Consider the following 12,070-nt stretch of genomic DNA (forward strand, 5'->3'; position numbering starts at 1 on the left):
TTCGGTACTTATCATGCGGCTCTTGCTAGCTTTCTCCAAATTGATCGACGCTTTCAATGACCGGATAGGCATAGGCGTCAGTTGGGCGCTTCTAGCTGCGGTACTCATATGCACGGCAAACGCCTTGGTACGGTATTCCTTGCATATAGGTTCGAACGCTTGGTTGGAAATTCAATGGTATTTGTTTGCTGCCATTTTTCTTTTGGCGGCGTCGCACACCTTGCGTCGTAACGAGCATGTTCGTATTGACCTGTTGGCCGGTAGATTGCCTAAGCGGGTCCAGGTGGGGATAGATATTGTTGGTTTCACTGTCTTCCTACTACCTATGTGCTTCATCATCATCACATACTCTATTCCATATGTTCGCGAGTCCTTCGTCAGCGGCGAAATCTCGATGAATGCGGGAGGCTTGCTGGTATGGCCGGTCAAAGCGTTGATTCCGATCAGCTTTCTCATGCTCTTTGCGCAGGGCGTATCGGAGATCATCAAGCGCATAGGCTTCCTGTTTCACATGGTTGATGCCAGCGAATTCGACAAGCAAAGTCGTAATGAGCTAGAGGTCAGCAAAGCCGAGCTCGAAGCAGCACTGGCGAACCGCCCAGGAGATGCTAAATGAGCAGTTTCCTTATCGCCAACATTGCGCCGATTATGTTTATGACGTTGGTGCTCTTGCTGCTATCGGGGTTTCCTATTGCATTTTCGCTTGCAGCCAATGGTTTGCTGTTTGCGTTTATAGGCTTCGAGCTGGGGCTTCTGGAACCGACCTTGTTGCAAGCGTTGCCTAACAGGCTGTACGGCATCATGTCCAATGAGACCTTGCTTGCGGTACCATTTTTCACGTTTATGGGGCTTATTCTCGAGCGATCCGGTATGGCAGAGGACCTGCTCGATACCATAGGCCAATTGTTTGGCAGCGTGCGTGGTGGCGTGGCGTATGCAGTAATCTTTGTTGGCGCGCTGCTTGCCTCGACTACGGGTGTCGTGGCTGCTTCTGTCATTTCCATGGGGCTTATTTCGTTGCCGGTAATGATGCGCTACGGCTACGACCAGAAGCTGGCGGCCGGAGTCATCGCAGCATCGGGAACTTTGGCGCAGCTTTTGCCGCCCTCTTTGGTACTCATCGTCTTGGCAGATCAACTGGGCCGGTCAGTTGGCGACATGTATCGTGGCGCTTTGATCCCTGGCTTGCTGCTTACGTTGATGTACGCCGTGTATGTGTTATTGCTTTCGATTTTCAAGCCCCATACTGTACCCGCCTTACCGCCAGAAGCGAGACTCCTGCGCCAGCCGAACGGCAGTAGCGGTGTCGGATCATTGGCTGCCTTGTTGGCATTGGCGGTTGCCGCCTCCTATAGCTTCGCCAAATTATATTTCACGGATCCGTCGGTGCCTGCCGATGAGGTTGCGATTTATAGCGCGTCTGTCGGCATTGCGCTGGCTTTCGGCATCGCTTGCATCAACCGCCTGTTCAGCATTGGCTTGCTCTCACGCATAGCCGAAAAAGTCGTCTTTGTAATGGTTCCGCCATTGACGCTTATTTTTCTGGTGCTGGGAAGTATCTTCGTGGGCATCGCGACACCCACCGAAGGCGGAGGTATGGGAGCCGTAGGCGCCTTGATATTGGCCGTGGCGAATCGCCGCCTTAGTTGGAAGTCACTTCGGCATGCCTTGACTTCCACAACCCGCCTGACCTCATTTGTTCTGTTCATTCTTGTAGGGGCTAGTCTTTTCTCTTTAACCTTCCGCGCTGTCAATGGTGATCTTTGGGTGGAGCACCTTTTGACGTCGCTACCGGGCGGGAACATGGGTTTCCTGATTGGTGTAAACATTCTGTTCTTTGTGCTGGCGTTCTTCCTGGATTTCTTTGAACTGGCTTTTATCTTGATTCCTCTGATTGCTCCAGTTGCCGACAAGCTGGGCATAGACCTCATCTGGCTAGGGGTGCTGCTTAGCATCAACATCCAGACATCGTTCATGCATCCACCCTTCGGTTTCTCGCTGATCTATCTGCGCTCGGTTGCACCAAAGGAAGTGAAGAGTTCTTCCATCTACCTTGGCGCCATTCCCTTCCTGTTTATACAAATAGTCATGGTGACGTTGGTCATCATGTTCCCGGGAATAGTGAACATCAAGGGCGCTGTCGATATGACCGAGAAGATCGAGCTAAAGATAGAAGCCCCTAGTAATCCATACGGGCCAGGCTGATATCGCCGCCCGCAATCACCTAATTAATAAAGGGTTCAAGCAAACATGGACATTAAGCAAATCAATTGGAATGATCAGGACTGGAAGCTCGTTCGAAACGGGATAGAGCGCAAGGCATTCGGCAGCGAGGCGGTTACTCTTGCCTTGCATAAGCTATATCCTGGTCATGAAATCTCGCCGCATTCTCACCCCAACGAACAGGTCGTATATATCCTCGAAGGCGAGGTGGATTTTCATATTGGCGATGAGGTGCACCGGGTCAAAGCGGGAGGCCTAGCAGTCATACCGCCCGGCATAGTGCACTACGTTGAAGTAGTGGGTGATCAGCCCGCAATCAATCTTGATGTCTTTACACCCGCGCGGCCCGAGTACGAGCAATGACGGCGTTTCCGACCTGCCCATATTGCGTGTGCTACGGCTCTGCGCGAGCGTGGCGAGCTTTTCTGATGGATTTGTCGATTAGTACTGGAGAGAGGGTATGCCCATTATTGAAGTGAACATGTTCGAAGGAAGGACGAGCCAGCAGAAGCGCGAGATGATCTCGGCGGTAACGCAGGCGGTAGCCCAGACCCTAGACGTGCCAGAGACCAATGTAAGAATCATTATTCGCGAGTTGAGTAAAGACAACTTCGGAATCGGCGGCAAGACGGCATTCGAGTTGGGGCGTTAGTACACAGAATTTACGGGGTAAGAACTATGATTGATTTTGGCACCGATTACACCCATACGATTGCAGGCCGGGCGGTGAAGAGCGTGACCTGGCTTGGGATCATCAACCCTGCGACCGAGGAGCAGTTTGCGCAAGCTCCCGACGCCAGTAAAGAACAGTTGGATGCAGCTGTGTCAGCTGCGCGCGCCGCATTTCCGGGGTGGTCGAGCACGCCCTACGAGCAAAGACAGGCGTTGGTGTATCGAATCGGCGACATGCTGCTCGAGCACCAAGAGCAGTTTGCCCGCCTGCTGACGAAGGAGCAGGGCAAGCCGTTGGAGTCGGCGCGCATGGAAGTAGGGCGCGCTGCCCATTGGTGCAAAGAGATCGCGGGGTTCTCCTTGCCCGAGACCGTTCTGGACAGCGATCCGGAGCGGACAGTTCTTATCCGACACGTGCCGCTAGGCGTCGTTGGCGCCATCGTGCCCTGGAATTTCCCGATGACGCTTGCGCTTTGGAAAGTAGCACCCGGCTTGCTTGCCGGCAATACCATGGTCTTAAAGCCATCGCCGTTTACGCCACTAACGGCGCTCAAGCTGGGCGAGTTGCTGTGTGATTTGCTGCCGCCCGGCGTTTTAAACGTTGTATCAGGGGGCGATGCTGTTGGTCCGTGGATGTCCGAGCATGAGGGGATCGATAAGATCGCGTTTACCGGTTCTACTGCCACAGGACGGCGGGTCATGGAAAGCGCATCGCGGAGACTCAAGCGTATCACGCTGGAACTAGGCGGCAATGACCCCGCTATTGTTTTGCCCGATGCAGACATTGATGAAGTCGCACCGCAGTTATTTTGGGCCTGTTTTGCCAACAGCTCACAATATTGCTTGGCGACAAAGCGGCTCTATATCCATGAAAGCATATACGACCGGCTTGCGAGCGCCATTGTTGAATATGGCAAGTCGGTGAAAGTGGGTGACGGCACTGACGAAAGCGTGCAGCTGGGGCCGGTGCAGAACCGCTTGCAGTATGAGCGCATAATGGAACTGCTGGCCGATTGCAAGGCGCAAGGAATGAGGTTTTTGCTGGGTGGTGACTCTCCAGCGGGGCCCGGTTACTTCCTTAATCCCACTATTGTAGATAATCCGCCTGACGATACACGTATCGTTAACGAGGAACCATTTGGTCCCATTGTGCCTTTCCTTAAGTATCGTACGCTGGATGAGGTGGTGCAGCGTGCGAACGCGGGAGAGTACGGGCTGGGCGGTTCGGTGTGGGGTAGTGATGCGGCAGTGGCAAGATCTGTGGCCGATCGGCTGCAGTGCGGCATGATCTGGATCAACGAAATTCACAAGCTGACACCCCATGCGCCCTTGGCCGGTCACAAGCAATCCGGTTTAGGGTCGGAAAACAGCCTTGAGGGCTTGCTCTCCTATACCAATACACAAACGTTGTCGGTGAAACGCTGACTTTGCGCGCCCTCGGAATGTAATCGAGATTTTAGAGCGATTGCTCCATCGGCGCATTTTTTCATCCGGAGTGTTCCTATATAAGGACATATAAATTAGTGTTCATTTATAGGTCTTTTCGTGCTAAGATTTCTTCGTATAACAGGATCACCCGTGCATGGAAATAGTGGCATCGAGTTGCCGCTAGCAGGAGACAAAGGTTGGATCGTTCAAAAAAAGCGTGCAGCATGCGTAAGCCCAAAGGCTCCGAAGTCGATGCTTATCGCTATGAGCTTGTGGCCTGCGGAAATCAGCTAGAGCGCAGGCGTCACGCTGCAGCCGTCCCCCGCGGAAACGAGGTGTTGCTGCGCGTGCTCGCAGCCGGCCTATGCCATACAGACCTGCATTTGTCTGATGGCTACTTCAACCTTGGCGGCGGTAACCGGATTTCTCTGATCGAGCGTGGAATTAACCTGCCCCATACGCTGGGCCACGAGACCGTTGGCGAGATCATGGCGATGGGTCCGGATGTTTCGGGCCTAAGTATTGGGGATCGCATGCTGGTCTATCCGTGGGCGGGGTGTGACGCCTGCGAACTATGCACGAGTGAGCAAGGCCACCTTTGCCATTCACCGCGCTTTACCGGGGTGTTTCGTCCAGGGGGTTTCGGCAGTCATATTGTGGTGTCGCATCCCAAGTACCTCTTTTCATTGGGGGGGTGTCTGAGCTGGCCGCCGCGCCGCTGGCATGTTCAGGACTGACCGCTTATAGCGCTCTTTTGAAAGCCCGCGTGGATCTCATTAAGGAGCCTCTCGTCATCATAGGCGCCGGCGGTTTAGGGCTGATGGCGCTTGCGCTCCTAAAGCTGATGGACGGGAACGCTGCGGTCTTGATCGAACCTGATCCCGTCAAGAGAAAAGTTGCACTTCAGATGGGCGCCATCGGCGCGTTCGATCCGGCAGCCGTCGCGGACGGTTCAGCCACCGCGGGCTTGGGTGATGGCGCAGCCGCGGTATTAGACTTTGTCGGGTCGCCGGCATCCATTGCTCAAGGTGTGACCATGTTGAGGAAGGGTGGCCGCTTGATCATGGTAGGCATGTATGGGGGCGAGCTCTCTTTACCGATTCCTACCTTGGTTCTGCGTGCGATATCGCTCGAAGGCTCCTACGTCGGCTCGCTTGCCCAGATGCGCGAGCTGATGGCGCTGGTGAAAAGGAAGGGGATACCAGAGATACCGATAGTCCCCAGACCCTTATCGGAGATCAATGATGCGATCGCTCAGATGCGTGAAGGAGGGGTTGTTGGACGGACCGTTCTGCAGCCGTAGCATGATCAATGGATCATTTTGGAGCTGAATCTTGAAAGAAAAAATTCTTGTCGCTAGAGCGACTTTCCCCGACATCATTGCCCGCCTTGAAGAGCACTTTGAGGTCGAGCGAAACCATGATGATAGCCCTTTGTCGGGTGACGAGCTGCAAAGCCGCATTGCTGACAAGGTGGGCGCAATACTGATGGGTGGTGAGCGGATCGACGAGATTGTTATTGCTGGCGCTGGCAAGCTGCGCGCCGTTTCGAATTGCGCCGCCGGGTACAACAACTTTGATCTTCCGGCTCTCACCCGTGCGGGGATTATCGCAAGCAATACTCCTGAGGTGTCGAACGAGAGCGTAGCTGATTTCGGCTGGGCGCTTATGCTAGCGGCAGCGCGTCGCGTCGCCGACAGCGATCGGTTCGTTCGCTCCGGAGAGTGGGGCGGATTTGCTTATGATCTTTTCCTGGGCGTGGACCTTCATGGCTCTACCTTGGGCATTATTGGAATGGGCCGCATAGGTCAGGCAATCGCTCGGCGCGCAGCCGGCTTCGACATGTCAGTCCTCTATCATAACCGCTCTCGCCTTGATCCCGCATTGGAGCAAGCGTGCAGCGCACGATATGTTTCCAAGGAAATACTGCTGGAGCAGGCCGATCACGTGGTGCTTGTGTTGCCGTATAGCGCCTCCGCCCACCATACGATAGGTGCAGCTGAACTCAGGCTCATGAAACGGACGGCTACGCTGGTGAATATAGCCAGGGGAGGCATCGTGGACGATGATGCCTTGGCCGCGGCCCTTGGGGATGGCAGCATAGCCGCTGCTGCCCTGGACGTATTCGAAGATGAGCCCCGGGTACATCCGGCGTTGCTCGAAGCGCCAAACCTGATTATGTCGCCCCATATTGGAAGCGCTACCACAAAGACGCGCCGCGCCTTAGCCAACTTGGCTGTGGATAACTTGATTGCTGCGCTGGGCTACGGCCCTAACGCCGGCGAACCGCCATCGATACTCAATCCTGAGGTGCTGGGAACCGCAAGAGAGCGGATGCCGGCAGTTTCAATGCAAGGAGACAATGCATGAACAAGAACAGTATTTGCAGTTATATGGCGGCTGCCGCCGCAGTAGTCGCATTCGGGTCTGCACATGGACAAGCAATACCGGTTTCTGACGATGTGGTCAGGCTTGGCGTGTTGACCGACCTTAGCGGTCTGAATTCAGATTTTGCCGGCAAGGGATCTGTCGAGGCCGTAAAGCTGGCGATCGAAGACATGGGCGGCAGCGTTGCCGGGAAAAAGATCGATGTTATCTACGCAGACCATCTGAATAAGGCCGACGTCGCGTCGGCCACAGCGCGAAAATGGTTGGATACAGAAGGTGTCGACATGATCACTGATCTGGTGAGCTCACCTACCTCCTTGGCGGTGGTGGATGTGGGTCGCCAAAAGCGGAAGATCACTATGGTGACGGGCGGATACTCGTCGCGTCTGACCAATGAGGATTGCAGCCCTTACAACGTGCATTACCAAATTGACACGGTGGCGTTGGCAAATACACCGCGGCTGTTGACTGAGCGAGGCGCGAAATCCTGGTATTTCGTTACGGCGGACTATGCCTTTGGGCGCTCCATGGAGAAAGACGCCACGGCAATGATAGAGGCGGCCGGCGGCAAGGTTGTGGGCAGCGTTTACCCGCCGTTCAACAATACCGACTTCTCGTCCTACATGCTGCAGGCACAGTCCTCAGGGGCACAAATGATTGCCTTGGCAAACGCCGGCGGCGACATGATCAACTCTGTCAAGGCCGCCAATGAGTTCGGACTGACGCTTTCCGATAAGCAAAGCGTCATGGCAATGGCCTTCCTGTTGACTGATGTCCATGCACTTGGCCTGGACATGGCGCAGAACCTCTACACGATAGAAGGTTTCTACTGGGACTCAAACGAGGAGACTCGCAAATTCGCTCAGCGTTTCTTTGATCGAATGAACAAAATGCCTTCGGCTATCCAAGCGGCTACCTACTCTTCTGCTTTGACCTATCTCAAAGCTGTCGAGGCCGCCGGTACGGATGACGCGCAAACTGTCATGGAGCAGATGAAGTCGGCGCCGATCAACGATATTTATGCGACGAACGGCAAGATTCGCGAAGACGGCCGGCTGCTGAAGGATTTGTATGTGGTGCAGGTAAAGACGCCGGCCGAATCGAAGAAGGCCTGGGATTACTACCATATCCGGGCCACAGTGCCAGCCGCGGAAGCCTTTCAGCCTTTGTCGCAGTCGACGTGTTCATATTTGAAGAAGGATGCGGCCTAGGCGAGGCCTGTGGGTAGCCACAGGCCTCGAGTAGGTCCAGGAGTTGCAATGAGTTATGTACCCGAGGCAGGTATCGAGCAGGCCACTTTAGCAGAGCAGTCCCTGCAAAGCGTTATCAACGAGATCAAGAGTGTCGTGGGTCCCAGCGGATGGCTATCCGCTGATGCGGATATTGCTCCGTATCTGTGCGAGCAGCGGGGCCTTTATCGCGGGAGCACTGGTCTGGTTGTGCGACCCACGACTACGCAGCAAGTGTCAAAGGTCATGACCATCTGCTCCCGAGCCAACGTGCCAGTAATTCCGCAAGGTGGAAATACTGGCCTGTGTGGTGGGGCAGTTCCTCCTGCGGACGGTCTCAATATTGTTTTATGTTTATCGCGCATGCGCAGCATACGGTCCGTGGATCCTGGCAATTTCACAATTACCGTGGACGCGGGCTGCATACTGGCTGAGGTCCAACAGGCGGCAGACCAGCATGATCGTCTTTTCCCACTGAGCCTGGGAGCCGAAGGCAGTTGCCAGATCGGCGGAAATTTATCCACTAATGCGGGTGGAATGCAGGTGCTGCGTTACGGAAATATGCGAGAGCTCACCCTGGGGCTGGAGGTCGTGTTGGCTGATGGGCGCGTGCTGGATTGCCTGCGCGCGCTGCGCAAGGACAATACAGGCTATGACCTGAAACAGTTGTTTATCGGTGCGGAGGGAACGTTAGGGGTGATCACTGGGGCGACCTTACGTCTGTTTCCCAAACCTGTTTCGGTCACGACGGCCTATGTTTCATTGCCCACGCTGCAGTCTGTAATTTCCTTGTTGAGTTTGTCGCGCATGAAGACGGGCGATCAATTGACAGCGTTCGAATTCATGCCGCGATTCGGTGTGGATATAGCGGTCCGCAATATCCACGACATCCGCGATCCCTTGCCCGGAGAGGCGGATTGGTATGTGTTGATGGAGCTGTCCAGCTCGGTAAACGACGGTCACCTGGACATCATGTTGGAGACTTTACTGGAGGATGCCCTTGAGGCCGGCCTTATCATCGACGCCGCAGTCGCCAGTAACGATAGCCAGCGTGCCGCTATGTGGCGCGTTCGCGAAGCTCTGGTCGAGGCCCAGAAGTTCGAGGGCGCATCAATCAAGTTCGACGTTTCCGTTCCCGTGATGTCGATACCCGAGTTTATTCCAGAGGCCTCCCAGGCTTGCCTGGAAGTTCTGCCGTCCGTTCGCCCTTTAGCTTTCGGTCATTGTGGTGACGGTAATGTTCATTTCAACTTGGCTGCGCCCGTGGATGACGATGGGCGCTTTGGAAACTGGACGCCAGTCTTCAATACTGTGGTTTTTGACATTGTTGAAAAGTATCGCGGGTCCATCAGCGCCGAACATGGCATCGGGTTGACCAAACGCGAAGCTTTAGGTGTTTACAAATCGGACATCGAGCTGGATGTTATGCGCGCCATCAAGGCGGCGCTCGACCCGCTCAATACGTTGAATCCCGACAAGGTGATTCCCATACGACTATAAGGAAGGAGGAACCCCATGGTATTGACCATCAATCGCCTACATGAATCGTTCGCGGCCGAAATCACCAACGCAAAGATCAGCGAGGGGCTGGCTGACGCGGCGCTGGAAGAAATTGCAAATGCCATTGACCAGTACGGCGTGGTTGTACTGCGCGACCAGGAGATCAGCAACGAGCAGCAGATCTCCTTTGCCGAAAATTTCGGAACAATCGAACCATCCGTAACGCGGTATCGAAAAGATACCCCGCAGCGTATCTCGCAGACCGAGATCGTGGATGTATCGAACTTGGATACGGAGAACCGACCCAGGCCCATAAACGATAGGCTACGCATGCTGCTGCTGGGAAATCGTCTGTGGCATACTGACAGTTCGTTTCGCGCCGTGCCGGGTGCGCTTTCGATGCTGCTGGCCCGCAGCGTCCCCCTGGCAGGCGGAGACACACAGTTCAGCGATACCTGTACGGCGTACCAGGACCTGTCCGAGCCCGAAAAGCAGCGCATTGAAGATATGAAGGCGGAGCATTCACTACTGTATTCCCGCGAGCAACTGGGCTTTAGTGATTTTTCGGATGACGAGCGCGCGGCGTTGCCGCCTGTGCAACACCCAGTCGTGCGTCGATTGCCAACTGACGGCCGCAAGTCCTTATATATAGGATCGCATGCCTCACACCTTATCGGCATGCCATTGCCGGAGGGCCGCATGACATTGCGGGACCTGCTCGATCACGCCACGCAGCCACAATACGTGTATTCACATAAGTGGCGCGTCGGCGATCTGGTTATTTGGGATAACCGCCGTACCTTGCATCGTGGCAAGTCGTACGATGAGAGCTGTCCCCGGGATCTGAGGCGCGTGACGACTTCGCATGTACAAGGGATGTCGACACTTGCGTCGTTGAAGTCAAGACGCCCGAGCGGGCAGGAGATTAGGGGAACGTTATGAGTTCACTACATAGCAACAACGGGGCGTTTCGCGCTGAGTTTCGAACAACTATCCCGGAAAGCTACAGCGGCATTCGCCATGCGGCGATCATACTGGGATTCGGCATGCTAGCCATTTGCCTGTGCCTTTGGTTTTTGTCGACCCCACTTAGCTGGACCGAGCTCGCAATGATCCCTCTCGTTGTTCTGGGATGGAATCTAGTCGAGTGGTGGGGGCACAAGCGGTTGCACCGGCCCGGCAAAAGTGCATTCTCCAAAGCGCTTTACACGCGCCACACCTTAACCCACCATCGATTCTTCACCGAGCAGAACGGCGTACTCGAGAATGCGCGGGATCTTAAGATTGTTTTTTTTCCAGCCTTTGCTCTGCCGGTCATCACGGTGTTGTCTTTAGTGCCAGCGGCCGTCGCGTGGTGGGTGATTTCACTTAATGCAGGTCTGGTGTTTGTGATCACATCGGTGGTCATGTATCTATTGTTCGAGGCCTTCCATCTATGTGCTCATCTTCCGGATACGCACTGGACGACTCGGCTACCGCTGATCAGCACAATGCGGCGCCATCATCTTGCTCATCATGATCCATCGCTAATGATGACGCACAATATGAACTTTACTTTGCCTTGGGCAGACTGGTTCTTCAAAACCAGCGATGTGCAGAGGGGTTTCTGGGGCACCACCTTCAATGGCGGGTCGTCGCAATACGTGCGCCGTCCTAAGCCTTGATTAATTTTGAGAGGCGGACATCTGCGTTGTTTAAGACCATCTCTCTTTTAGCAGATGTCGCCTTAAAAACTGAAGGCTGCTAGTCCAGAGCCTTATAGCCCATGACCAACGATAACTCTTTGGCGCAGGCGGTGAGTGAACGAATAATTGAGCTCTGTTTGGGTTTGGATCGTTCGGTCGGAGCGGCTACGATTAGCGCTGCGACAGGTACGCCGGGGCTCACAAGGATCGGGGTGGCATAGGCCGAGACCCCCACGTGGGTATCGTCTGACGTCGTGGCAATGCCACTTTCTTGAATGGTCTCAATCATGCTGCGTAGCGCTTGACGGTCGATTACCGTACCCGTTGCGGTCGTGGTCGGCTTGAAGCTCTTCAAATAAGCTTCTCGTTGTTCTTTGGGCATGAAGGCCAGCAATGCCCGGCCACCAGACGACGAATACAGCGGCCGCCTTTCTCCGATTGACGCCATGAACCGTATGGGGTGCTTGCTCTCTGCGCGAGCTATATAGATGGCTTCATTCTGATCGGGCGTGAGACTTGAGATGAACACCGTTTCACCCACGTCGTCGGCCAGTTGACGTATGAAAGGCATCGCCAGGTCGGGTAATTCGGTGAGATCGACCGACTTTGCCTGCGCACTGTTGATCAGCGCCGCCAAGGAAAAGGCAGAGTTGCCGAGATGGTATTGGGAACCCGCCAACCTCACGTAGCCTTCTTGGCACAGCGCTCTGAGCAGGGAGAATGTGCTCGTTTTGGGCGCACTTAGCATCGCGCTGATCTTGGAAAGATTTTGTCCAGTATCTTGATGCTTGGCGAGGATCTGGATAATCTTCAAGATACGGGCTGGTGACCGCAGTCTGGGCTGTTCCTGTGTTTCTATGGGTCCATCTGTCGGCTTAGCTTGCATATTTTCGTTATTGGAAAAGGGGAGGGCTATCGGTTACGGAGTGATGGTCGCGCTGTGCAA

General features: G+C 54.7%; 13 protein-coding genes. 12 read left to right on the top strand and 1 reads right to left on the bottom strand.

Annotated elements, in window-relative coordinates:
* The first annotated feature begins 13 nt into the window (after positions 1–13).
* The 12 genes from CKA81_RS01385 (at position 14) to CKA81_RS01440 (ending at position 11,103) form a co-directional block, all read left to right on the top strand.
* Positions 14–616 (top strand): TRAP transporter small permease subunit, encoded by a 603-nt coding sequence (locus tag CKA81_RS01385; protein ID WP_128353696.1) that lies wholly within the window; start codon positions 14–16, stop codon positions 614–616.
* The gene (locus CKA81_RS01390; protein WP_128353697.1) at positions 613–2,205 is read left to right on the top strand and encodes a TRAP transporter large permease; all 1,593 of its coding nucleotides are present in this window, start codon (positions 613–615) and stop codon (positions 2,203–2,205) included. The genes CKA81_RS01385 and CKA81_RS01390 overlap by 4 nt, the downstream gene beginning before the upstream one ends.
* Positions 2,206–2,250: 45 nt before the next feature.
* Positions 2,251–2,586: a cupin domain-containing protein gene (locus tag CKA81_RS01395; RefSeq protein ID WP_128353698.1), complete on the top strand. Its 336-nt coding sequence runs from the start codon at positions 2,251–2,253 to the stop codon at positions 2,584–2,586.
* A gap of 97 nt (positions 2,587–2,683) precedes the next feature.
* Positions 2,684–2,875: a 2-hydroxymuconate tautomerase gene (locus CKA81_RS01400; protein ID WP_128353699.1), complete on the top strand. Its 192-nt coding sequence runs from the start codon at positions 2,684–2,686 to the stop codon at positions 2,873–2,875.
* Between the two features lie 26 nt (positions 2,876–2,901).
* Positions 2,902–4,320, top strand: a complete 1,419-nt coding sequence (locus tag CKA81_RS01405) for an aldehyde dehydrogenase family protein (protein ID WP_199287559.1) — start codon at positions 2,902–2,904, stop codon at positions 4,318–4,320.
* Positions 4,321–4,547: 227 nt separating this feature from the next.
* Positions 4,548–5,060, top strand: coding sequence for an alcohol dehydrogenase catalytic domain-containing protein (locus tag CKA81_RS01410; RefSeq protein WP_128353700.1), 513 nt, complete (start codon positions 4,548–4,550; stop codon positions 5,058–5,060).
* Positions 5,061–5,089: 29 nt separating this feature from the next.
* Positions 5,090–5,626, top strand: a complete 537-nt coding sequence (locus CKA81_RS01415; RefSeq protein ID WP_128353701.1) for a zinc-binding dehydrogenase — start codon at positions 5,090–5,092, stop codon at positions 5,624–5,626.
* 28 nt (positions 5,627–5,654) lie between these two features.
* Entirely contained in the window at positions 5,655–6,692 is a 1,038-nt protein-coding gene (locus CKA81_RS01420; RefSeq protein ID WP_128353702.1) for a 2-hydroxyacid dehydrogenase, read from the top strand.
* Positions 6,689–7,921, top strand: a complete 1,233-nt coding sequence (locus CKA81_RS01425; RefSeq protein WP_128353703.1) for an ABC transporter substrate-binding protein — start codon at positions 6,689–6,691, stop codon at positions 7,919–7,921. The genes CKA81_RS01420 and CKA81_RS01425 overlap by 4 nt, the downstream gene beginning before the upstream one ends.
* A gap of 48 nt (positions 7,922–7,969) precedes the next feature.
* Positions 7,970–9,439, top strand: a complete 1,470-nt coding sequence (locus CKA81_RS01430) for an FAD-binding oxidoreductase (RefSeq protein WP_128353704.1) — start codon at positions 7,970–7,972, stop codon at positions 9,437–9,439.
* A 15-nt stretch (positions 9,440–9,454) separates the two neighbouring features.
* Entirely contained in the window at positions 9,455–10,381 is a 927-nt protein-coding gene (locus tag CKA81_RS01435; RefSeq protein WP_128353705.1) for a TauD/TfdA dioxygenase family protein, read from the top strand.
* A complete protein-coding gene (locus CKA81_RS01440; protein ID WP_128353706.1) occupies positions 10,378–11,103 on the top strand; it encodes a sterol desaturase family protein in 726 nt (241 codons plus the stop codon). Before CKA81_RS01435 ends, CKA81_RS01440 begins: the two co-directional genes overlap by 4 nt.
* A gap of 79 nt (positions 11,104–11,182) precedes the next feature.
* Here the strand turns inward: CKA81_RS01440 and CKA81_RS01445 are convergent, their stop codons facing one another.
* Positions 11,183–11,938, bottom strand: coding sequence for an IclR family transcriptional regulator (locus tag CKA81_RS01445; RefSeq protein ID WP_164878314.1), 756 nt, complete (start codon positions 11,936–11,938; stop codon positions 11,183–11,185).
* Positions 11,939–12,070: the final 132 nt, after the last annotated feature.

Source organism: Pollutimonas thiosulfatoxidans, assembly GCF_004022565.1.
In the GTDB taxonomy this organism is placed as follows: domain Bacteria; phylum Pseudomonadota; class Gammaproteobacteria; order Burkholderiales; family Burkholderiaceae_B; genus Pusillimonas_D; species Pusillimonas_D thiosulfatoxidans.